The organism is Verrucomicrobiia bacterium, assembly GCA_036405135.1.
Taxonomy (GTDB): Bacteria; Verrucomicrobiota; Verrucomicrobiia; order Limisphaerales; family JAEYXS01; genus JAEYXS01.
Genome location: DASWYF010000013.1, coordinates 200,089 through 223,255 on the forward strand (window position 1 = coordinate 200,089; position 23,167 = coordinate 223,255).

Genomic DNA, 23,167 nt, shown 5'->3' on the forward strand with positions numbered 1-23,167 from the left:
TGAGTTAGCAGCGGTTTTTGATAGAAAGGTAAGTCGATGAGCGAACACGAACAAAATGAACTGTGGGAAAAAAGCCTGCGGAGCCAACTGACGCCGGAAGAAAAGGGGCGGCTTGAGGCTCATTTGGCTGAGCGCCCCGATTTGCGCGTACAGTGGGAAGAGGAGATGGCCGTTTTCCAAGCCGTCCGGGAGATGCCGGATGCGCCGGTGTCATCGAATTTCACCTCGCTCGTGATGCAAGCGGTGGCGGCGGAAGCCCGGCATGCGCAACGCATTGAAATGGCTGCCCATGAAGGCTTTTTTGTGTGGTTGCGGAAGCATTTTGCACAACTGGCGGTTTCCATGGTTGTAGTGACGGTGGCCGCAGTGCTCGCACTCAAAGTGCCGCATGCCACTTCGCCGCTGAGTGATTCCAGTCAGGAGATGGCCGAGCAGATCAAAGCCATGGCGGCTGTCACCCCCGTACCCCCGGTGGATGTATTGAAGGATTATGAAGCCATCCGGCGCATGAGCCAAACTCAGGTGGCCACCGGGCCGGATATAGAATTGGGTGCTTTGTTCGCCATCGCCGAGTAGGCTTTTACGGTAAGAAAATATTATGTCCCGTCTTCTCCGCATCCTTTCGTTCGCCGCACTGAGTGTCGGCCAAGGGGTGCTTTGGGCGCAGACGGAACCTGCGGCTGGCCAAGATAAAGAGAATCAGCCCAAGGAGGAGCGGCGTTTTTCGCCAGTTGGTGAAAAAGGTCGTCCTCCGGGAGAACCGGGGAGGGGGGGGCGTGGTCCCCGGAATCCTGCAGATGAGTTCCGGTGGTCGATGGATGATTTTCGCTGGTTGTTGGCGATGACTGCCGAGGAGCGCGAAGCGGAGCTGGCGAACAAGTCTGAGTCTACACGTGCCAAGCTGCTGGCCAAACTCAAGGAGTATGACGCGCTTTCACTGGAGGAGCAGGAACTGCGCATCCGGTCCACGGAATTGTTCTTCGACATGATGTTCCTGTTCGCGGCACCGCCGGAGAAACGTGCGGAAAAATTGCAGCGCATGCCGGAAGAACGACGGGTGTTGGTACAGGGCCGTTTGGAGCAATGGGACAAACTGTCACCTGAATTGCAGCAGGAGGTGGTAGAGCACCAGAGCACATTGCGCTATGTGGTCCGCGTGGAGGCGGCTCCTGCTGGAACCAAAGCAGATGTCTTTGCGGCCATGTCCCCTGAGCACCGCCAGCGGGTGGAGGCGGATATCCAAAAGATACAGGCTTTGCCCAAGGAAAAGCGTGAGCGGATGCTGGATAATTTTCATCGGATGTACGACCTGTCCGACAAGGAAAAGAAAGCCATCCTCGAGAAGCTGAACCAGACTGAACGTGCAAAGGTTCAGCAACGCATCGCTGAATATGAGAAACTTTCGCCGGATGAGCGCAAGAGATGCATGGATTCCGCACGGCGCTTCACCAATTTAAGCTCGGAGGATCAGGCCCGTTTTATGGAAGGTGCCGAGCGTTGGGAGAAGATGAGTGAGGATGAGCGCAACACTTGGCGCAATCTTGTCAAGCAAATGCCGCCGCTTCCGCCGGGCCTGAACAACCGACCGCCAGCGCTGCCCATGGCAAAGCCTGCATTGAATCCGCCGTCACATCTTCCCTCACCGCCTAGTCCGGCTCCGTAGAGTTAACCCTGAGGGTTTGCTGTTCTGCTCCACCAGTTGAGCGAGCCGTTTCAACGTTTCTCCGCTTTTGACCTCGGCCTGTTGCTTCCGGAAACGTCCGAAGATTCGCATCAGCAGTTTTGCCCACCAGGAAATCGTTTTTTCTTTGGCGTAAATCTCCGTGAAACGCTCGATCTTCGTCCCTTTGACGATCGGGGACAGGGTGATGATCTCGGTTGATTCAGGGATTGATGGGTCGGTCTTTGACCTCATCTTGAAAACAATACGGCGGTGCTCCACGAATTCCGCCACCTCGGCGTTGTATTCATGTTCGCCACCGTTCTGACCCGCCAGAGTGACATCGAACTCGAAGTGTGGGCGAAATGGCCCTTGGGACTTCGGGAAGATGCGACGGATCGCCGGATTCCACCGCGGCAGCATCTCAGTGCTGGCAACGTATTGCCAGACGAAGGATGGCAAGCGGTGAATGATGCCTTCTTCCTTAACAGTCATCGCCTAACAATCTCACCTATCGGATGGAAAAAAGCAATTTCAAAAAATACCGGCCTGTTCTTTCGATTCATGGATGGCGGGAAAACCATTAGCGTGCCGCCATGTTCAGGCGCAAGGTCGGCGGTGGGGCGGTGGGATGATAATTTCCAGCAAAGCCATGCACCAGGCCGCTCGCAAGTCCCTTCAAGACAGTCTCGGAGGTTTCGCGCACGATGATCAGGGTCGCCTGGCCGTTGTGATCACTGTTGATGAATTCAGTCAGGGCAGGTGTGCTGATCACCCGCAAGCCGCTCGTCTCTTCTGGCTCGATGCTGAACGTGCCCAAGGGAACCGCGGCCGCCGAATCGATCTCGTTTCCTCCATTTCGATTCGCCGGCGCGTTATCCCAGATGATCTCATGTTCGGACCACTCATCCTGCGCTCCGTCCTTCAAGCCATACACAGTGAAGACGCAGGTGGGCAGGCGTGAAGCGAAGCCATAACCGGTCGGCTCAAATGTCAAGGCCAGTGCGGCATTCTCCACCTTTTGCCCTTTGATGGTGCTGAGGTCGAAGCTGAAGTAAGCCTTCCGCCGGTAACCGGGTGTGTGCGTGTTCTTCACCAGCATCAGGGAATCCGAATGATGATTCTCTGTGCCTTGGGAGAAGACGTATGAGGTACGACCACGACCTGAAGCCGTGGTAAGTGTGACTGTGCCTGCCGGCTGATTGGCCGCTGTGTTTTCACGCGTGGCCCGATCGGCTTCTACGAAGGAAGTGTTCCGTGCTGCCACTGCTTGCCGGTTCAACACGGCGTTTTCACCAGTGGTCAGGCGCAGGTTCTCGCCGCTCTGGCGATGACGCACCTCCACTTCGCCATCGAAGACTTGCACGTGGGCCTTGCCGTCTGCACCCGCGCTGATGCCGAATTCCGTGCCGTGATCGATGATTTTGGCATTGGCCGTTTCCACGGTGAAGCCCACCGCTTGTTTCGGCACATGCGCGGTGAGCATACCACGATGAAGTATGCAGAGATCCTTGTTCACGATCTCCAGAACAGCAGGGGCCTCAAGCGTGATGGTAGCGCCAGATTCAAAGCGCAATGTGGCCAGCCCATAGGTGAGCGAAAGTTTCCCCGCTGTGAGCCGGGCTCCTTCCGCTGTGGGCAAAGCAGAACTTTCCCAACGGCAACCGCGGGTCTGCGTCAGGGTCGCGACGACGGGCGGTGTGACGATGGCAGCTTGAGGGGCGGGGTGTTCGTGTTTGGCCAGGCTGATGCCCAAGCCGATACCGGTGGCCAATACCGCGATGCTTGCCGCAGCCGCCAACCAGACAGCGTTCTTTTTCCAGGGCGAGGGCAGGGGAACGACCTTGCTCTCAGTAGGAGACTCCAATCCAGCCAAGGAAGCGGCAAGTTGATCCGGCAAAGTTTGTTGACCGATGCGACCGCTCTCCCAATGCAGGCCAGCGTGCAATTGCAGATGCTCCACCACGTAACGGCGCGCGGTAGCTGATTCCCGCACGAGCACTTCCAGCCGCGCGGATTGGTCCGGCGTCAACTGCTGTTCCACCAGCCGTTCACACAGCTCGTGCAGTTCCTCAGGTTGCTTCGGGTTCATAGTCATCGGCTTTCTTCAGGGAACGGGTCACACACTCGTGCAAATTCTTGCGGATACGGCTGAGCAGGCGGTAAACGGCACCTTCGGTCTTCTGGGTCTGCTCGGCGATGTCATCGATCTCCGCGCCTTCGTGATAGCGCAAATTCAATATCTGGCGATGTTCGGCATCCAGCTTGCCCATGCATTGGGTGAGCAACTGCCGCTGCACTTCCAGCGCCTCATCATTGCTCTCCACCTCGGAGGCGATGATTTCCAGAAACTCATCTGACACCTGCAACTGGTTCTTCTTCTGGCGCTTGCGATAGGTGAGCACCTGATGAAAAGCGATCTTGCGCGCCCACGCACCGAAGTTCGTGCCCGGCTGGAACTGGTCGAAACACCGCCACATCACCAGCTTGCTCTGCTGGAGGATATCCTCGGCGTCCTGCGGGCGCGGCACCAGCGTCATCACATACAACGCCAGCGACCGCTCGATGCTGGAGAGCTGGACGATGAACAATTCGGTTTTATCAGGTGCCGACATGGTGGCTATTCAGGAGATTAAGTCCGAAAAGGCGGGTTTTGGACAGCTCGGAATGAACGTTTTTGCCCGTTACTGCTCCAATGTTCTGTATGAAAAAACCGACTAAGGCCGGGATGATCTCTTTTTGGAAGAAGGAACTGCTGCCCTTGCTCATCATGGCCTTGGTGCTGTTCGCCTTCCGCTCGGCGGTGGCAGATTGGTATGATGTGCCGACGGGCTCCATGAAACCGACCATCCTCGAAGGCGACCGCGTGTTCGTCCACAAGACGGCGTATGATCTGAAAGTGCCGTTCACCAAATGGCATCTGGCCGAGTGGGGCAATCCGAAACGTGGCGACATCGTGGTGTGTTTCTCGCCAGAAGACGGGATACGATTGGTGAAGCGCGTGGTTGCTGTGCCGGGTGATCGCATTGAGCTGACCGGCAATCGTTTATTTGTGAATGGCGTAGCGGCTGAATACGGGCCGTTGGAGTCAGACGTAATCAAGGATATGCCCACACAGGAGGTGCTACATTACCAGTTCGCAGAAGAAACAGTGGCCGGACGATCGCATCCCGTGATGTTCATTCCTGCGGTTCAGTCGCACAATTCTTTCCCGGAGCAAACCGTGCCCGCCGGTCAGTATTTCATGATGGGTGATAATCGTGATAACAGCAAAGACTCGCGCTACTTCGGCTACGTGCCGCGCAAAGAAATCATGGGCGAGGCGGTTGGTATTGCGATCTCCTTTGAAAAAGACGCGTGGTTCAAAGCACGCTGGAGCCGGTTCTTTTCAGAACTGCCATAGGAGCGTGGCCGCCCGCCCCGTGCCGCTAGGTCGGGGTCCTCGGCCACAGCAACGGGCATAAAGCCTGTCATGAACTTTGGTGCGTGAACCACCAAGAGACGCGTCCATATGTTCTCTCTCACCCCTCAACGGGGAGAGGGCAGGGGTGAGGGGTGAGTCGCAACACAGGGTATTCTAATCCATTCAACAATTTTGAAATATCCAGCATCTGTCGGTACGGAGCAGGCCATCACACTCCTTCACAGTGGCACCCTCAAAATCCTCTGCCCAAAGATCGCGCACGCGTGAGTGAAGCTTATGCCTTCCAACAGTGGCGAAAGAAACGGCTGCTTCCCTACAGTGCAACCATTCGCCCAATATGAAAACGCAGGCAGCACGACCGCTCGATCACTGAACAGAAAGCAAGGACAACGCGCTTCCGAGGTGACGCCATCGCCCAAGGACAACGTCGGATGCTCATGTCCCATGATAAGTGTGAGTGACTCATCGGTGCCATCTACAGCGCGTGAATCATCACCATGCAGCAGAAGAAATTTTCCCACCTGTAATTTCCTCTGAACTGAAACCGATGTAGGCAAACTCGTGAGATTGCGTTCCAGCAGATGATCGTGATTACCCAGCAGTAAAGTGAGCTGAGAACGCTGGGACAGCTCATTGATCAAGCGATCCAACTCCGTGCGCACTTCTGGTAAAGACACAGTGCCATGCACGATGTCACCTAGTATGACGACACGTTCCGGTTGATAATCCTCCTGCAATTCCAGCAGCCGCTCCACAGTGTCTTCCTCGCGGCTCACCGGCAGCAATTGACCGCGACTGCGATGTGCCCACACATAACCGAGATGCAGGTCGGCAACCGCTAACAGCTTGTGTTCAGGCAGCCAAAGCGCACGACGGCTATCCGCAGTGATCGAAGGCGAGAGGGGGAGCGATTGCATCTTACTCGTCATCACCGCCACCCGCATTGGCGTAACTCTTCTTCTCCCACGGCTTCTTCTCGCGCTCAGGCAGCTTGGTGTCCACCTTCACGTAGTAAGACTCTTCGCCCAGCATGTCGTTCACGGCTTGCTCGAATTCATTCGAGGGCGCGACGAAATAGCGGTCATGTGTCTCGATGAAGATCACCGCTCCGCTCGGATCGCGGAAGCAGAGGAAGAGGGGAGTGCGACCTTTGTTCGCTTCCACCAGTCGCCGCACATCATCCAATTTCTCTAACGTGAGATGCGCCATCTGCAAGCGCAGGTGAACCTGCTTCGTGTACTTACGCGGAGCCACTTCGATGGGCATGATCTCCGTTGGGAAAATCTTCGGCTTGTCCTCGCCGTTGTTCACTTCACCGATGACGAGAATGACGGCGTTCTGCTTCAGGTGATCGCGGAACTTGTCGTAATTGTCATTCATGCAGAGGATCTGCGCGCTGCTGGCAGTATCCTCCAAGGTGACCATCGCGTAAGGCTTGCCGGATTTCTTCGAGAAGCCCTGTTGCACCGCGGTGATCATGCCGCCGAGACGGCTCATGCTCTTGGCGGGCAATTGGGTGGCCTCAGTAAGCGTGCAGAGCGTGTAACGCTCCAGCATCTTCGCATACGGCGTGAGCGGATGGCCGGTGACATAGAAACCGAGCAAATCCTTCTCCGCTTGCAAGAGTTCGCTCTGCGGCCATTCCGGCAATTTGGCAAGAGACTCCGGCATGGCCGTCGTCGTGTCCTCCGCCATCATGCCGAAGAGGGAGACTTGACCCTTGGCTTTGTCTGAAGCTGCGCTGGCCGCGCGGGTGAGACTGAATTCAATCTGTGAGAACAGCGTCGCGCGCGTTTCACCGAAACAATCGCAACCGCCGCACTTGATCAGCGCTTCCAGCACCTTGCGGTTCACCGTGCGCGTATCCACGCGCTGGCACATCTCGCCGAGCGTCTTGAATTTATCTCCTTCGGCACGCGCCTTGAGGATGCTTTGCACCGCCACTTCGCCGACGCCTTTGATCGCCGCGAGACCGAAGCGGATGACGGTGCCTCCGCGTGCAGGCGCGAAGTAGAGGCTGCTCTCGTTCACATCCGGCGCGAGCACCTCGATGCCCATGCTGCGGGCCTCGGCGATGAACTGACTGAGCTTCGCCGTATCGCTCATGTCGTTTGTCATCATGGCGCAGAAGAACTCGACCGGATAATTCGCCTTCAGATACGCCGTCTGATACGCCACGACGGCGTAGGCGGCCGCGTGTGATTTGTTGAAGCCGTAACCGGCAAACTTCTCCAGCAAGTCGAACACCTGGTTCGCCTTGTCCGCCGCGATGCCGTTCTTTTCCTTCGCACCATTGACGAACAGCGCGCGATGCTTCTGCATCTCCTCGATCTTCTTCTTGCCCATCGCGCGACGCAGCAAGTCAGCGCCGCCGAGTGTGTAACCGGCGAGGATCTGCGCGGCTTGCATCACCTGCTCCTGGTAGATGAGCACACCGTAGGTTTCCTTCGAGATGCCTTCCAGCAGCGCGTGTGGATACTCGACTTCCTTGCGCCCGTGACGGCGCTCAATGAAGTCCGGGATCAGGTCCATGGGGCCGGGGCGATAGAGCGCCACGAGTGCCGTGATGTGCTCCACGGAAGCGATCTGGAAGCGACGGCACAGATCGCGCATGCCACCAGACTCAAGCTGGAACACGCCGAGCGTATTCGCCTTGTTCAACAGGTCGTAAGCCTTCGCATCATCGAGATGGAGCGTGTCCACGTCGATGGTGATGCCCTTGGTCTGCTTCACCATGTCGCACGTATTGCGAATGACGGTGAGCGTTTTTAGACCGAGGAAGTCCATCTTCAGCAGGCCGAGGTCGCCTACCGGGTTCATCGCGTACTGCGTGACCATCGTTCCGTCATCATCCTGTTTGACGGGCAGGAGATTGATGAGCGGCTCGGGGCCGATCACGACAGCGGCGGCGTGAATGGAGGAATTGCGCGTGATATCTTCCAGCACGAAACCCGTATCGATCAATTCACGCGTTACCTCTTCGGACTCGTATGCCTGCTTCAGATCGGCGGATTGCTCCAACGCCTTCTTCAGGTCCATCTTGAGCTCGTTCGGGATCATCTTGGCGAGGCGATCGCACTCGCCGTAGCTCAGACCCATGACGCGACCGACATCGCGCACCACGGACTTCGCACCCATCGTACCGAAGGTGATGATCTGCGCCACGCAATCACGACCATACTTCTGGCGCACGTATTCGATCACGTCCGCACGACGGTCATCCGCGAAATCGATATCGATATCCGGCGGGTTCACGCGTTCGGGATTCAGGAAGCGCTCGAACAGCAGGCCGTAACGGATGGGATCGACGTTCGCGATGTCCAACAGATACGTGACCATGGAACCTGCGGCACTACCACGCGCCACGCACGCGACACCCATCTTGCGGCCTTCCAAAACGAAATCAGCCACGATGAGAAAGTAATCCACGAAACCGGTCTTCAAGATCACCGCCATCTCGATCTGCACGCGGTCAATCACGTCCTTGATGGCCGCGGCCACGGAAGGCAATTGATGCAAGCTGGTATCAGGTGATGCGCTCTTCTCCGCTTCGAACTTCGCGAAATCCAGCGTGGGCAGACGTTTCGGCTCCTGGATGGATTCGATGATGAAATCAGACCCCTCAGCACGGGCCTGCAACGTGTAACGGCGGTTCAGGCCGTTGGCGAGCAGCAGACGCAGATAACCTTCGCGCGTGTAATGCTCCGGCGGGTTGAAGACGGGGTAGTGCAGGTCGCCGAACTTGATGTCGAGATTGCACTTCTCGGCGACTTCCAGCGTGTTCTTTACCGCTTCCGGAGTTTCGGTGAAGCGTGCATGCATCTCCTCGGCGGAGCGCAGGAAGAATTGCTCCTGCACATACTGCATGCGCTTCGTATCGCTGAGCAGGTTTTGATTGCCGATGCAGATGAGGCAGTCATGCGCGTGAGAATGTTCCTTCTTCACGTAATGCACGTCATTCGTCGCGACGAGCTTCAGGTCGAATTCCTTGGCCCACGGGATCAGCAGGCGGTTCACTTTGGCCTGTTCGGAGATGCCGTGGTTCTGGAGTTCGAGATAGAAATTCTCCGGCCCAAGCGTCTGCTTGAACCAGTCGATGGAAGCGCGGGCCTTGTCCGGCTGATCGTGGATGATGTGCTGGCAGATCTCGCTGGCGAGACAGCCGGAAAGGGCGATGATGCCTTCCTTGTGCTCCGCGAGCAGATCCTTGTCGATGCGCGGCTTGTAGTAGAACCCGTCGATGTAAGCGAGGCTCACCATCTTGACGAGATTCTTGTAGCCTTGCTGATCCTTCGCCAGCAGCACGAGATGGTTATAGACTTCCTTGCCGCCGCCACTCGCTTTTTTCTCCGTGCGCTTGCCGGGAGCCACATACACCTCGCACCCGATGATGGGCTTGATGCCTTTCTTCCTCGCGGCCTGATAAAAATCGATCGCACCGAACATGTTCCCGTGATCGGTGATGGCGAGAGAGGAGAACTTCAACTCGTGGGCACGGTCCATCAGCCGGTCTAGCCGGCAGGCACCATCGAGCAAGGAGTACTCGGTGTGCAGATGGAGATGGACATATTCCGCATGCGACATGCCCGGGAATGTAAGGGCGGGTGAGGGCCCTGCGCAAGTGAAGGGGCAGGGATGTTATTCACAATGAGAGATGAGTAATGCGCCAGCAAAGTGCTGCCGGATTCCAGCCGGCAGTAAAGGGGCATTGTAAACAAGGCGGCATTTGAATGATTAAGCCGGATATGACTATCCGTCAGGATTTCGAGCAGCGTGTTTCGTCGGGCGCCAATATCCTGCCGGCTGGAATCCGGCAGCACGGGCTTTATGTCCGCGCGAACAGCATTGTATAAAACTGTCATGATCTTGATTAAAGCCACCCATTTTCCACTGTTTACATCGGAAACTTCTCTGATACCTTGCGCGGCTCTGTGAAAAACGCGGAAACAAAACAGCAGCAGCCGATCCGGGTGGGCCTCATCTCGCTCGGTTGCGCGAAGAACTTGGTGGATGCCGAGATCATGCTCGGCACCCTGATGAAAGACGGCGTGGAGATCACCAATCAGGCCGAGTCGGCCGATGTGGTGGTGGTGAACACGTGCTCCTTCATCGATGCTGCGCAGGAGGAGAGCGTCGATACCATCCTCGAATCCGTGGAAGTCCGAGAAGCGAACAATCGCGGCCAGGCGCTCATCGTTTCCGGCTGTCTCTCCCAACGTTTCCGCGATGATCTGCCGAAGCTGTTCCCGGAAGTGGACGCCTTCATGGGCATCGATCAAGTGGCGCAGGTGACGGACATCGTGAAGACCGCGCTGAGCCGTCGCGAAGAGAAGATCGCCACGGGCCAACCGCTCAAGCGCGCTTCCAAAAAGAAAGTTTCCTCCAAGCTCGCGGAACTCGATGCCAAGAAGCCGCACGATCATCACGCGGATGAAGCCGTGACGCGTGGCACGGACAAGTTCGGTAAATCGAAGCAAGTCATCGCGCTCACGCCAACAGCACCCGCGGTTCCGGCAGGCCCTTTGATGGATGTCACAGCGCGTCCGGTTTACATCCCTGATTTCGGCACGCCACGTTTTCGCCTCACGCCGAAACATTTCGCGTATGTGAAGATCGCCGAGGGGTGCAATCATCCGTGCAGCTTCTGCATCATCCCGCGCATGCGCGGTTCGCATCGCAGCCGCACGCAAGCAGACGTCGTGGCTGAGGTGAAAGAGCTCGTCAAAGAGGGCGTGAAGGAGATCAACCTCATCTCGCAGGATTCCACTTACTACGGCTTGGACCTGCGGGCGAATCATTCGCGTGCAATCTCTTCTCCGGAAAAATTTAACGCGGCTGCGAAGGCATTGCCCGCTGATGCGACCACGCTTTGCTCGCTGTTGCGCGAATTGAATTCGATCAAGGGTGATTTCTGGATCCGCCTGCTCTACACGCATCCGGCGCATTGGACGGATGAACTCATCCAAACCATCGCGGAGTGCAAGAAAGTGGTGCGCTACGTGGACATGCCCTTGCAGCACATCCAGCAGAACATGCTGGAGCGCATGCGCCGCGAAACGTCCGAGCAGTACATCGTGGATCTCATCGCGAAGATCCGTAAAGGCATCCCGGGCATCGCCATCCGCACGACGTTCATCGTGGCGTTCCCCGGTGAGACGGAAGCTTATTTCGACCGTTTGCTCGAGTTCATCCACGAGACGAAGTTCGAGCGCATGGGTGTGTTCACTTATTCGCAAGAAGAGGGAACCATCGCCGGTAAGATGGCGGGCCAGATCACGGAGAAGGTGAAGCAGAAACGTCGTGAACGCTCGATGGCCGCCCAACTCGAAGTGGCGCGAGCCGTCTCCGAGAGTTTCGTCGGCAAGACCATCAAGGTGCTCATCGAAGGCGAAGCGAGTGCGAAGGAGCTTCAAGGCGCGAAGATCAGTTCGTGGGAACACGGCTTGATCCGCAGCGATGACGAGCAAAACGCATTGCCGAAGGGCCGTTACCTCATCGCGCGCGGTGAAGCGGACGCGCCGGACATCGACGGTCGCGTGTATGTGCGCGGCAAGCTGCCGATCGGTGAATTCGCGAAGGTGAAGGTGATCGGGCATACGGATTACGACCTGATTGCGGAACCGGCGTAACTTGCCAAGTGTTACCGGCTTGGCTATCTTGACGACTATGAGCAAAGCTGAAATTTTGAGCGAGCTGCCCAAACTGGATGTGCGGGAGCGGGCTGAAATTTTCGCCAGACTTTGCGAGCTCGAAGAATCCACTTCGGTTCCCACTGCGGAAGAACGCGCCATCTTGGATAAAGAATGGGAAGATTTTAAAAGAGATGGTGACAAAGGAACTCCTTTGCACGAGGTGGAGGCTCTCTTGCGTCGGGGACGTGGAAAATGAAGTGGCAAGTCAGCCTTCGCTCGCGAGCTTTGGATGACATTGCTTCGGCAAGAGAGTGGTATGACGAGCGTGTACCCGGCCTTGGTGATGATTTTGCCGCCGAAGTTCTTCACGGGTTCTATTATCTTTCTGAATTCGGTGACATACGGCCCAGATACTACGGCGAATTCCGACAGTTGCTCGTGAAACGGTTTCCTTATAAAATATTCTTTCTTTTCGATGGTGAAGCCGTCGTTGTCTTCCGCGTTCTTCATGCAAAACAGGACCATTCTCGTCATTTACTTGAATAGCGCCATTGAACCTCCGCCATATCAGGTCTAGACTGGCGACGCTTAATGAATTTACCGAACAAACTCACGCTCTCCCGGATGGTGATGACCCTCGCCTTCCTGATCGTGGTGTTTTCGCACATGCGTTGGTATCAGACCATCGCCTTGGTCATCTTCAGCATCGCCAGCCTCACGGATTACTTCGATGGCAAGATCGCGCGTGAGAAGAAACTCATCACGAATTTCGGTATCCTCATGGACCCGCTGGCGGACAAGATACTTGTCTGCTCCGCGTTCATCGCTTTCGTGGAATTGCAATGGATGGCTGCGTGGATGGTCGTCGTGGTCGTCGCCCGTGAACTCACCATCACCGGCCTGCGCCTGCTTGCCGCCTCGAAGAATGTCGTGATGGCCGCTGAACGTTACGGCAAGCACAAGACCATCTCGCAGATCGTGGCGGTGATCGCCATTTTGATCTTTCACGCCCATGATAGCTGGGGCGTGATCGGTGAATTCTTCAGCTTCAACCTGCTCGGCTTCGGCCCTTGGATTCAATGGTTCAGCACCTTGGCCAAGTGGGTCGCCGTGATCCTCACGTTCTACTCCGGCAGCGTGTATCTGTGGAAAAACCGTGAGTTGTTGTTGAAGGACATGTAAGGAGGCGAATACGATGGCTTGCTTGCTCGCCATGTCATCCATTTCAGGAACGTTGGTAGAAATGTCCGCCGTCCTCTTGATCTGCTCGTTTATCCATCTACTTTGTACTTTTAATGCCATCCAAAAAGGGAACTCTGCATATGGCAGATTTCTCAATGGTTTCATAATTTGGCTCGCCCGCGGGTTTAATTCTGGATTGCTACCAAAAGGCCCGGGGACTTGGGGATCGATCGTGGGTGTTCTTTGGACGATGGTGCTTATCTTTCCCGCACGGCTGGACATTTTCCTGTTAGGCACGTTATTGGGCATTCCGGCCTCCATCTGGATCTGCGAACGCGCCGAGAAAATCCTGAATCAGCACGATCCTTCCTCCGTGGTCCTGGATGAGATCATCGCTTTGCCCATCTGCTTCCTGCCGTGGGTGATCTTTTTGTGGAAACCTGCTCAAACGATGCCCGCCATCAGCGATTTCTTCACGGGCAACAACTGGCTCGGCGTCCTCGCCATCTTCGGCCTGTTCCGTCTGTTTGATATTTGGAAACCCGGCCCTATCGGCAAGATCCAAAATCTCAAAGGTGGCCTTGGCGTGACTGCGGATGACGTCCTTGCCGGAATCGCTACGGCCTTGATTGTGGCAACATTTCTTGCCTTTTGTTGATTCGCCCGGTTTTTCCCTTTCAATCTCTATAAATGAAGCTAATATTGCGCCCATGGTGCCACCGGAAGACACACCTTGGCGCAAAGGACCGGCTGGATTGGACATTCCTTCCATGCCTTCGTCTTTTTCCGTCGCTTTCACTTCAGTAAGCCTCCTGTTACGCCGTTATTAGATGCCATGGATCAGGAAGATGCCATCATCTCCAAGCGCGAGGGCCTCATTTACGAGGTCCTGATACCGGCTGTTTGGACCTCCGGCATCGCACCGCTGGCCATCCTCCTTGTCTCCCTGTTCCCGTTCGCTTTTCACCGGGCATGGTGGGAATTGATCTTTCCCATCCTCGCCGTCATCTACGTCTACAAGTGGAACAAACAGATCCGCACCAAACTGTTCCTCTACAATTTCGATCTCAGCTCCCGCCTCACTAAGGACCACACCGATGAACTCGACAAGTGGGGCGAGAAAAGCTTCTACCTGTTTCTCGGCAGCCTCATCGCACTGACCATCGTCACCACGTTGCTGCTCCTGTTGTTCACCGCGCTATAATCCCAGAGCCTTCCGCACCACTGGCTCGATCACTTCCGCCTGCCGCCAGAATCCCAAGTCCGATGGATGCGACCCATCCGCCGTCGCTTCGGAATCACTACCCAACAACTGCTCACCCTCGATGTAGCTCAGGCCCGTCATCCCTTCCTTCACCAATTTCTCGTAAGCCTTCTTGAACTCAACGCGGCTTCCGTCATTGCGATCCCGTCGACTCTGCAAGAACGGCGCATCTCCGTAAGTACGATCCTCGATGAGCACCATCGGCACCTTCGGTTTCGCCTCGCGCAACTTGCGGATGAAATTCTCCGCGCGCTCTTTTACCAACGTCGGCACCATGTTCGGTAACGCATCGATCACATACACCGATGGATCAAGCTCGGTAAGCAATGATGCGATTTCCGGCTCCATCAACGCATTCCCTGAGAACCCCAGGTTGATGAACGGCTTGTTCAATCGCCGCGCGATGATCGCCGGATGCGTCATGCCCGGTCGTGATGCGCTCGCGCCATGCACGATGGATGTCCCGTAAAACACTACCGGCTTCTCCGTCCGCGGCGGCTGCGCCACGAACCAATTCCCCGCGTTCACGCCGAACTCCAGCGATTCCACACCGTTGTAGAGCGGCAGATACGCCATGTAGCCGCGATACCCTGGCTTCAATCCACCCACCAACACCACATCTACATCCTGCTTTTCCGGCCGCGTGCAAGCCACCCAGCTCCAGCGCCCATCCGGCAATTGCCCGTAAAGATCCACACCGCTCACACCCATCGCGGACATGTTCGAGATGGCGATCTTCGCATTGGAGAGCTTATAACGCACCTTGATCGTCGGGCTGTCCGTCGCGAAACGCACCACCATGCCCGAGGAATTGCGGCTCAAGTTCCACACCACATCGCGCACCACACCCTTCGCCTTCGCAGGCAATCGGTCGTAATACTTCTCCGTATCCTTCCACCCTTTGCCTTCAATACCCCAATCCTTCGCATTATACCAATGCACCCCTTCTTCCACCTTCGGCGTCAGATGAGTGGCCTGCGCCATCGCCTCGCCACCCAGCCACCGCGCCGTCGCCAGTGAAACAATCCCACCCGCAATAAATTCTCTCCGATTCATACATCTTCCTATTCTTTTAATCCTGCCAACCCGCCACGAACTACCCAGCGGGTAAAACTACACCGCAACGCCTCACCACCCTCGCCCATGAGAAGCCGAACTTCGGCAGGGGAGAGGGCCGGGGTGAGGGGTGCCCGGCTTTCAAAAGTTTCATCCCTTCCTCGTCAGCCCCTTCATCTCCCAACCCGCACGATACTTATGATGCACATGTGCATCCGCTTCCTTGTTCTTCTTGAACTCCATCTTCTTCGAGTTCCACTCCAGCTTCTGGTTCGGGAAATAGATCGCCACCGTCCCGAGCAGAACTGTCTCCGTCAGCGGACCAGAATAATCAAAACTCCCCGTCGCCATCCCTTCACCTTTGCACGCCTCCGTCCACTGCTGATAATGATTATCACCCGGCACCTCCTCCAGCTTCACGTCCTGCGCATCCTTGCCCAGCAGACGCGGCTTGCCGCCATGCGGGCAGAGCAGGGTGCCTTTCTCGCCGATTAACAAACAGCCGTTATCTGTCAGCTTCTCACCCTCTGGCAATGGTGCCAGTTCCAGCGCGGGCTTCTTCCCGCCATCATACCACGTCATCGTGATATCACCCTTTGTGAACTTCGTTTTCTTAAATTTATAATGGATCACCTCGCTGCTCGGGAACATCTCGCCATTGCACTTCTCGCCCTCATACCACACGAGCGTCGGCGCATCGAGATCAAGACTCCAGAATACCGGATCGATGATATGGCACCCCATGTCACCCAATGCCCCCACGCCGAAATCCACAAACCCGCGCCAGTTGAAAGAGTGATACGGCGCCTTCACTGCCTGCTTCTTCCCATCCTTCTCGATCTCCCGCGCTCCCACATATGGACGATCCTTCGCCACGCCCAGCCACAGATCCCACTTCAGATAATCCGGCACCGGATCGGAACCCGTCGGCCGCTCGCCACCCTGTGGCCAGATCGGCCGGTTCGACCACGCATGCGCCTCCTTCACCTTGCCAATTACACCCGTCTGCACTGCTTTGACGAGTGAGCGATACCCTGTGTGACTGTGATTCTGATTCCCCATCTGGGAGACGATCTTGTATTTCCGCGCCGCCTCCGTGAGTACGCGAGATTCATAGATCGTGTGCGAGAGCGGTTTCTGCACATACACATGCTTGCCCAGCTCCATCGCAGCCAGAGCCACCGGCGCATGCATATGATCCGGCGTGGAGATCGTCACACCCTCGATATCTTTTTGCTCCAGCAACTTCCGCCAGTCGTGATACGTCTTCGCACCGGGATAAGACTTCGCCGCGCTTTGCAGCGTGCGATCATCCACATCACAGATCGCCACCACATTATTGTTCACACTCGTCTCGCGGATATCACCCGCGCCTTTCCCGCCCACGCCCACGCCTGCCAGGTTCAACCGCTTCATCGGTGAAGCCGCCCGCGTGATCGCCGGAAAACCCAGCGTGCTCACGGCAGCAGAAGTGACCGCCAAACCTTTGAGAAAACGACGACGAGATGTCAGATGATGATTCATAGTGTGTGTGCTATGCGCTGAAAAAGGGACGTTCCCGCCAGCATGTGGATTCGGATAAAATTTCCCAAGCGAAAATTCCTCCACGAAGCCCTCTTTTATGTCCCGCAACTCCCTCATTAAAACCTTATCTCCTTTAGTGCGCACTTCGCGCTATTGATTTTCTTTTACTCCAATCTATTCAAGTCGTCAATAAATATTTGAAATAAAAATGTAATTTTTGATATTTAAAGCGCAATAAATGCGTATGTATCTGTGGTGCAAACACTCCCGGATTATAGTTATGCACCGCCCTCTTGGGCTCAATCCCCAATAAATGAACGTCTAAGTGCAGGTTGGCAGTCAGTCGTGTTACCGACTGGTGGTCGACAGCCTGATAGTAAACACTTTTGCTGTTGCTCCTCACCACCAACGCTGAGCAATCTCATTCAGCCAAGCTATCCCAATGAAGGACCAGATTTCAGTCACTATTGCTGGTCATCACACGCCTCTCGTTCTTTCTTCTCGCGGACCAATCATGTCGGAAACCGATATCGTTCAATTCGAGGCGGCGCTTCGCTTTACGCTTCCGCCTGACTATCGGGAATTTTTGTTGCGTTACAATGGTGGTCAACCTGTCGTTGGTGTGGTGAATGGGCGGGATGACGATCCCCATACACCCTATGCTTATGGAGATGCCGTAAGCATCTTTCTTCAGTTGTCGAATTCTCGGGAAGCGGTCCCTGAATATCATTTAAAAGTCGAAGCGAGCGATTGCTTAAATCTTCCCCCTTATGCTTTGCCGATTGCAGAAGATGATGGAGGCAATTGCTTCGTCTTGGAACTTGGGCCGAAATCTTACTGTGTCCGTTTCGTCTGCCATGAACATTTGGAAGAGCCCTATGAGCATCACCGAATTGTGGCTGATAATTTTTTGGATCTGCTATTGCGTATCAGGCCAGTAGCGGAGGAAGAGGCTCTGAAAAAAGCGGAAGCCTTGGCGGTACGTCTAGCGTTGGCGGAAGGCAGGTTTCCCGCCAAATTAGAAAAGCAATGTGCTGCCGTGAGTCGCAAAGCCCCGGCGATCCGTTCATGGATCAGGGTTCTGACTCTGCGAATATTCGATGCCAAAGGTTACTTTGCCATCCATGATGACGAGCATTCCTTTGCCCTGCTCGATCTGGCCTTCTGGCTATACGAAAATGCACGCCCTGAAGAGCGGGCGACTCAATGGACTGAAATGGCCACGCTCATCAAAAGTTGGTGGCAGGAGGACGATGAATCCTTTGGTCTGAACGGTTATGCTCCCGGCTTCTTGCAAGACTGGTGGCAGCATCGACTTCAAAGCGGCCTGTTAGTTGGCAACTCTGAGCTGGCAAGATTGGCGGCCCACGCTTCGATTGATCTGATGAAGAAATGGCAGACGCTTTTGGTGCAAGAGGAAAACTAGAGCGTTTTTTAAATGATGTAGCTGTGTGGAACGAAGCTTTTTGGGTTGTGGTAAAGCTTTGGCGAAGGAGCGCGTTCCCCGTCGCGCAGGTCGTCGACCTGCCGCATGTCCTGCGATTGCGGTGATGTCGCCGCTGTCAGTCGGCAGAACGTTCAAAAGCAAGAGTGGCCTTCTATTCGCCAATACACTGCGGAGCGCGGAACTCCGACCCGCAGCAACTCCCCTAACCACCGTTGATATAAACACGCTAAAACGCTTCACGTCCCAAGCTTCTCCGTCTCCATTCGCCTGACCCCATTCGGTTGAAAACCTCATTTCAAACTGGCCATCATCGCGCCGTTAAATAACCTCTCTTAAGATCCTGATTATCCGAACGATTGGAGAAAGCCCATGCTCGCCCCGCAATTTCCTCACGTCTGCACACAGATCGCCGGTCGCAGCATTGATGACTTCTACGCCGCCTTCCCGCGCGATGCCGCGCAAAACACTGAGCCCACCGTCATTGCCCGTTGGCATCAGGGCGGTTGGCATTTCATCACCCGCGTGCCTGGATTTCTTCATGCCAAGATGCATGCTGATCGGGATAACCGCCTTTGGATCTGCAACGGTGATGAACTCATCTGCTACACACCGGATGGCGGGCGGAAACTCGCTTACCCTTTGCGTGAACCCATCCGTGCGGATGGTCTGGCCGAAGGGGCAGGGGACACATGGAGCATACTCCATAGCTCTAACAAACTTCTCACCATCGACGGCAATTCCCAATCTACCACCACGCTCTCTTCCATCGGAGACCTGACCGTCCTCAGTGCAGATGATTCTGGCCGCTTTTGGGCAGGTGGCAACAGCCGCTCCTTGTTCTCCCGTATCGGTGATGGAGCGGAAAGCCCGCTATTGATCGGCTTCGATGGCGAAACCAAAAAGAAGATTTCCATCCCCAAGAGTGAAGGCGGTATCAACATTCTGCTCAACCACTCCAACGGAGAACTCTACGTCTCTATTTCTAAAGGCCCAATCTTCCACGCAAACGCCAAAGCTCTCTGGTCCAAGGAAGCCAAGTTGCAACCGCTCTCTCCGCTGGAAGGCGTGAGCGAACTGGCGGATGATCTCCAGGAAGGGCTCTATGCTCTTAATGCAAATCAGCTACACCATCTGCCTGCCGGACAATCCGCCTGGACATCTCAACGCATCAAGATTGATGGAAACCGGTGCACTCTTCGCTGTGTCTGTGCCTTCTCCGATGGTCTCGCCGTAGGCACATATAACGGCGTTATCATCGGCCCGAAATGGCACCCCCTTCCATTGATAGACGAAACATGGTATGCCCGAAATCCATAGCCTCAATAGGTAACGATTTTGTGTCTCCCCGTTCGCGTATTCCGCGTATTTCGCGGTTAACCGATCTTCTTCCCCATCCACAGTTGAAGCTTTTCTGATGTTTGGAGCTTTAGATTGTTATTTTTCCCACTTCAAAATTTCCCTATCCGTGTCTTTCCGTGTTCCATCTATGGCTAACATCCTTTGTTCCACTTTGTGCCACCCCGTCAACTTGACCTCTAGAGATATCACGCGTATCTAAAACGCCGTTGTGCCGAAGGTTTGATCGCCACCTTTTTTCAAAGACACAAAACTATGCTCCGTTCACTCCTCCTTGTTGTCCTGTTCTCCGTCTCCACCGCTTTTGCCCAGCAGGTCACCCCGCGTGATCAAATGGTCATAGATTCTTACCTCGAAGCCTTCGGCAAAGCCCCTTCTGATGGCGAACGCAAATACTGGACTGGCCGCACCGACTGGCAGAACAAGACCGTCCTCGTGGACATGCACCGCCAATATCTGAAGAGCAATGAAGCCGCTGCGAAAGAAGCGATCACGTTCTCTTACATCCACGTCTTCAATCGCAGTGCCACGCCCACGGAGATTTCCATGCACCTCGCCACCGTGCGCCAAGGCACCACCAGCGCCGAGCTGCAGAAAACCCTGCGGGATCTTAAATCCAAGCAATCCCAGCAGGCGAACAAACCGCACAAAGACAACTTCGAGAAAAACTATTCTCGCGATTGCGCGCCCTGCGCCGATGCCTGGGTGGGCGAAGTCTATTACAAGATCTGGGGCGTGCCTGCTTCACTCACTGGGGGACAGAACGATGCCTGCAACATCAAGCTCTGGAATAACGGCAACTGGTCCAGCAAAGACCAGCTCACCAGCTTCATCCGCAACAAATACACCGGCGCATGTGACAAAGGCGTTGCCTATGTCTTCATCAAACCCGAGAACGTGAACTTCGGCCTCGGCACCGCTGGTCACATCGGCTGGGGATTCCAACTCTCCGATGGCTCCTTCTACGGCGGTGCCACCGAGAATTACGCCAAGGGCGACTTCCGCACCTACTGGGTCAACGCCGGTGATGACAATGATTTCTGGGCCGAGAAATTCGATACCAACGACCAGATGTACAAGAAAATGAAATCCCTCGGCTATACCCAGTATAAGATGCTGCTGGTGGATAACCCTACGGTCCTCAAGGCCAAACTCCGCACCGAAGAGATCCAGATGAAAGGCTTCCAAGGCATCTCCAACAACTGCCTCGACCACACCTATCAAGTCCTTGAAGCCTACGGCATCCACTGGACCAAACTCCCCGCACGCCAGGTCTTCCCGTTCCCGAATAAGTGGTTCAACGAGTTCTACAAAAACTCCCACGGCAACGGCACCTACGGCCATAACATGTGATGGAGCGCCGGCCTCCGGCCCGGCATTGGAGCGCGGCTCTCCGAGCCGCAGCAACTCCCCTTAGCACCGCTGGCGGAAATAATTTAACACGCCACAACTGCCAGCGGTGCTCTTTCTTTCCCCCCTCCATTCGCCTGCCCCATTCGGTTGATAAATCCCTCGGTAAAGAAGTAGAGCCTTCCCCCCATTTGCGAATCGTTCTAGCGCCTTCTAGGTTTCTTCATCCGTATGAAAACCGCTGACGAACAGATCCGCGCCTGCTACGCCGCCTACGAGAACAAAGACCGCGCCGCTATCGAAGCGCTCCTCACCGATGACTTTACCTTCAGCAGCCCACTCGATGACAACATTGATCGCCAGACCTATTTCAAGCGCTGTTGGCCGAACAGCGAGCACTTGGACAAATTTCACATTCTGCAGCTCTTCACTCAAGGCCCGTATGCGTTCGTCCGCTACGAATGCCAGCCCAAAGGTCAGCCCAAATTCCAGAACACCGAGTTCTTCACCCTCGAAGGCGATAAGATCAAACACGTGGACGTCTACTTCGGTTCCGAGACCGCGGAGTCTGCTGCCGAGGAAGAAATCCGTTCCGTAGTCGAAGCTTGGGCCGAAGGCATCCGCCAGAAAAACGTCGAAGCCGTCGCGATCCACTTCGCGCCTGACCACGTCGCCTTCTACCTTGCTCCACCTTTAGTAGCCGATGAACCCATACGCCAAAATCTCGCTGACTGGTTCGCCACCTTTACCGGCCCCATCGGTTATGAGATCCGCGATCTCAAGATCGTGACCAGTGGCGACCTCGCGTGTTGCTACAGTCTCAATCACCTCACCGGTACCAAGACCGATGGCCAAAAACCAGATGTCTGGTTCCGCGAAACCCTCTGCCTCCGTAAAATCAAAGGCAAATGGCGCATCATCCACGCGCACGAATCTGTTCCTTTTTACATGGATGGCAGCTACAAAGCCGCTGTCGATCTGAAGCCCAATTCCTGATCCAAAACGCTTCATCACCTCTACATTTCTCCGCAACCGCCTCAGCTCCTTGACGTTCCGCGACTACATTTATCAGCGTCCATTTCCCTTGCGCGTTTTGGGCGGGAAGGCTTATTCTGTAAATGGCTTCAAAACCTTTGCTGCACGGCGGTGTTTCACTCACTAGCTCCGCCACCAGATAAGGCGAAGTCAAAACGTCTCTTGGGATGGGATGACGTGCCTGTAGTTCCTTCCCGTCTCCTCCAGACGCAGCCGTAAACGCAGTCAAAAGAAAGGACTCGTATGGCAGCGCGACTCGTGACTGAAGACTGGCTATTCGCCCAGCCGACCTTGAACGGTTCGGTCCTCGCCGTGGACCTGTTTCTCAATAACGGCCAACACGCCCGCTTGGATGTCATTCCATGGCTGGACCTCGTATCTGGTAACCCTGATCAATTCCCCGAGATCATCATCACGGCAGAAAGCAGCGGGGAAGATTTTCACGGCCACGCCGCCCATCACCGCTGGCTCGCGCGCCCGCCGCGCCGTCACTGTGAATGGAGCAAGGTGCAGCTAGATGAACGCCTCGTCACCCAGATCAACGAAAAACTAAGCCGATCCATCAACACCTGCTTTGAGCAAAGACCCGTGGCGTGAGGTGAGGTTTAAGTTGCTTCGTAGCCGCCGACATTAGTCGGCGCTGACCTTTCTTATTGGTCTGAACCTCCACCTGTTGTAACCGTCACTTCTTCTTCGGCTGCTGCGTAGGCGGTTGCGGTTGCTGCTGATGTGTCGGCGGAGGCGGCAACGGCAGTGTCGGTCCTGGCGATTTCTTCGGCCCCTGATACAATCCCGGTCCCAGATCTTGCAGCGGGTCCTGCTTCTTCTCCGCGTTCCGCCGGATCGCCCAGATGCCTACGCCCACCAGCACGGCGAGGACCACGATCGGCAAGATAAGCTTCCACGGCAAACGAGAGAGCAGGAAGAGCACCTTGTCCACCGGTCCATTCGCCTGACCGGTCAGCTTCGGTGGCGCATTGAAATTCTGCGTGCCTGCCAGTTCCGCATTGAGCTGGTTCATCAGAGCCGTCTCATCCAGCTTCAGCAACTTGCCCAATGTCCGCACAAATCCACGGATATACACCGGCGCGGCGAAGTAATCGTAATTTCCCTCTTCCAAGGCGCGCACATGATCGCCCTTGAGCTTGGTGATATCGGCTACTTCCGTGACGGAAAGGCCACGGGCTTCGCGAGCGGTGCGTAACTGTTCAGCAACTGACGGCATACGAATAAAACA

The 23,167-nt window shown here is 55.5% G+C and carries 22 protein-coding genes; 13 read left to right on the forward strand and 9 right to left on the reverse strand.

Features of this window, described 5'->3' with window-relative positions; translation table 11 throughout:
• Positions 1-36 precede the first annotated feature (36 nt).
• Both VGH19_06340 and VGH19_06345 read left to right on the forward strand, forming a co-directional pair.
• Positions 37-576 (forward strand): hypothetical protein, encoded by a 540-nt coding sequence (locus VGH19_06340; GenBank protein ID HEY1170973.1) that lies wholly within the window; start codon positions 37-39, stop codon positions 574-576.
• 22 nt (positions 577-598) lie between these two features.
• Positions 599-1,663: a DUF3106 domain-containing protein gene (locus tag VGH19_06345; GenBank protein HEY1170974.1), complete on the forward strand. Its 1,065-nt coding sequence runs from the start codon at positions 599-601 to the stop codon at positions 1,661-1,663.
• On the opposite strand, the gene VGH19_06350 is transcribed toward VGH19_06345, so the two are convergent.
• From VGH19_06350 to VGH19_06360, 3 genes are all read right to left on the reverse strand, one after another.
• Positions 1,640-2,155 carry an SRPBCC domain-containing protein gene (locus tag VGH19_06350; protein ID HEY1170975.1) on the reverse strand — a complete coding sequence of 172 codons (516 nt, stop codon included), beginning with the start codon at positions 2,153-2,155 and terminating at the stop codon, positions 1,640-1,642. The two genes, VGH19_06345 and VGH19_06350, sit on opposite strands and share 24 nt — an antisense overlap.
• An 88-nt stretch (positions 2,156-2,243) precedes the next feature.
• A complete protein-coding gene (locus VGH19_06355; protein ID HEY1170976.1) occupies positions 2,244-3,752 on the reverse strand; it encodes a DNRLRE domain-containing protein in 1,509 nt (502 codons plus the stop codon).
• Positions 3,733-4,275 (reverse strand): sigma-70 family RNA polymerase sigma factor, encoded by a 543-nt coding sequence (locus VGH19_06360; GenBank protein HEY1170977.1) that lies wholly within the window; start codon positions 4,273-4,275, stop codon positions 3,733-3,735. The genes VGH19_06355 and VGH19_06360 overlap by 20 nt, the downstream gene beginning before the upstream one ends.
• Positions 4,276-4,364: 89 nt before the next feature.
• Between VGH19_06360 and lepB the strand changes: the two genes are divergently transcribed.
• Positions 4,365-5,063, forward strand: coding sequence for a signal peptidase I (lepB, locus tag VGH19_06365; GenBank protein HEY1170978.1), 699 nt, complete (start codon positions 4,365-4,367; stop codon positions 5,061-5,063).
• 239 nt (positions 5,064-5,302) lie between these two features.
• Here the strand turns inward: lepB and VGH19_06370 are convergent, their stop codons facing one another.
• Both VGH19_06370 and dnaE read right to left on the reverse strand, forming a co-directional pair.
• Entirely contained in the window at positions 5,303-6,001 is a 699-nt protein-coding gene (locus VGH19_06370; GenBank protein ID HEY1170979.1) for a metallophosphoesterase, read from the reverse strand.
• 1 nt (position 6,002) lies between these two features.
• Positions 6,003-9,668, reverse strand: a complete 3,666-nt coding sequence (dnaE, locus tag VGH19_06375; GenBank protein HEY1170980.1) for a DNA polymerase III subunit alpha — start codon at positions 9,666-9,668, stop codon at positions 6,003-6,005.
• 347 nt (positions 9,669-10,015) lie between these two features.
• On the opposite strand from dnaE, the gene rimO reads away from it, so the two are divergent.
• From rimO to pgsA, 4 genes are read left to right on the forward strand one after another with little or no spacing between them, the layout of a single operon-like run.
• Entirely contained in the window at positions 10,016-11,713 is a 1,698-nt protein-coding gene (rimO, locus tag VGH19_06380) for a 30S ribosomal protein S12 methylthiotransferase RimO (protein HEY1170981.1), read from the forward strand.
• Positions 11,714-11,750: 37 nt separating this feature from the next.
• Positions 11,751-11,972 (forward strand): hypothetical protein, encoded by a 222-nt coding sequence (locus tag VGH19_06385; protein ID HEY1170982.1) that lies wholly within the window; start codon positions 11,751-11,753, stop codon positions 11,970-11,972.
• Positions 11,969-12,262 carry a type II toxin-antitoxin system RelE/ParE family toxin gene (locus tag VGH19_06390; GenBank protein ID HEY1170983.1) on the forward strand — a complete coding sequence of 98 codons (294 nt, stop codon included), beginning with the start codon at positions 11,969-11,971 and terminating at the stop codon, positions 12,260-12,262. Before VGH19_06385 ends, VGH19_06390 begins: the two co-directional genes overlap by 4 nt.
• 45 nt (positions 12,263-12,307) lie before the next feature.
• Positions 12,308-12,898: a CDP-diacylglycerol--glycerol-3-phosphate 3-phosphatidyltransferase gene (pgsA, locus tag VGH19_06395; GenBank protein HEY1170984.1), complete on the forward strand. Its 591-nt coding sequence runs from the start codon at positions 12,308-12,310 to the stop codon at positions 12,896-12,898.
• A 298-nt stretch (positions 12,899-13,196) separates the two neighbouring features.
• Here the strand turns inward: pgsA and VGH19_06400 are convergent, their stop codons facing one another.
• Positions 13,197-13,697, reverse strand: coding sequence for a hypothetical protein (locus VGH19_06400; protein HEY1170985.1), 501 nt, complete (start codon positions 13,695-13,697; stop codon positions 13,197-13,199).
• A 36-nt stretch (positions 13,698-13,733) separates the two neighbouring features.
• Between VGH19_06400 and VGH19_06405 the strand changes: the two genes are divergently transcribed.
• Positions 13,734-14,102 carry a hypothetical protein gene (locus VGH19_06405; protein ID HEY1170986.1) on the forward strand — a complete coding sequence of 123 codons (369 nt, stop codon included), beginning with the start codon at positions 13,734-13,736 and terminating at the stop codon, positions 14,100-14,102.
• Here the strand turns inward: VGH19_06405 and VGH19_06410 are convergent.
• Positions 14,097-15,218, reverse strand: a complete 1,122-nt coding sequence (locus VGH19_06410) for an SGNH/GDSL hydrolase family protein (protein ID HEY1170987.1) — start codon at positions 15,216-15,218, stop codon at positions 14,097-14,099. The two genes, VGH19_06405 and VGH19_06410, sit on opposite strands and share 6 nt — an antisense overlap.
• A gap of 150 nt (positions 15,219-15,368) precedes the next feature.
• Entirely contained in the window at positions 15,369-16,742 is a 1,374-nt protein-coding gene (locus VGH19_06415) for a Gfo/Idh/MocA family oxidoreductase (protein HEY1170988.1), read from the reverse strand.
• A gap of 442 nt (positions 16,743-17,184) precedes the next feature.
• On the opposite strand from VGH19_06415, the gene VGH19_06420 reads away from it, so the two are divergent.
• From VGH19_06420 to VGH19_06440, 5 genes are all read left to right on the forward strand, one after another.
• Complete coding sequence (locus VGH19_06420) at positions 17,185-18,168, forward strand: SMI1/KNR4 family protein (protein HEY1170989.1); 984 nt, start codon at positions 17,185-17,187, stop codon at positions 18,166-18,168.
• Between the two features lie 390 nt (positions 18,169-18,558).
• A complete protein-coding gene (locus tag VGH19_06425) occupies positions 18,559-19,506 on the forward strand; it encodes a hypothetical protein (protein HEY1170990.1) in 948 nt (315 codons plus the stop codon).
• Positions 19,507-19,800: 294 nt separating this feature from the next.
• Positions 19,801-20,898: a hypothetical protein gene (locus VGH19_06430; protein HEY1170991.1), complete on the forward strand. Its 1,098-nt coding sequence runs from the start codon at positions 19,801-19,803 to the stop codon at positions 20,896-20,898.
• A 228-nt stretch (positions 20,899-21,126) separates the two neighbouring features.
• Entirely contained in the window at positions 21,127-21,891 is a 765-nt protein-coding gene (locus tag VGH19_06435) for a nuclear transport factor 2 family protein (protein HEY1170992.1), read from the forward strand.
• A 282-nt stretch (positions 21,892-22,173) separates the two neighbouring features.
• A complete protein-coding gene (locus tag VGH19_06440) occupies positions 22,174-22,527 on the forward strand; it encodes a hypothetical protein (protein ID HEY1170993.1) in 354 nt (117 codons plus the stop codon).
• 85 nt (positions 22,528-22,612) lie between these two features.
• On the opposite strand, the gene VGH19_06445 is transcribed toward VGH19_06440, so the two are convergent.
• Positions 22,613-23,155 carry a helix-turn-helix transcriptional regulator gene (locus VGH19_06445; GenBank protein ID HEY1170994.1) on the reverse strand — a complete coding sequence of 181 codons (543 nt, stop codon included), beginning with the start codon at positions 23,153-23,155 and terminating at the stop codon, positions 22,613-22,615.
• Between the last annotated feature and the right edge of the window lie 12 nt (positions 23,156-23,167).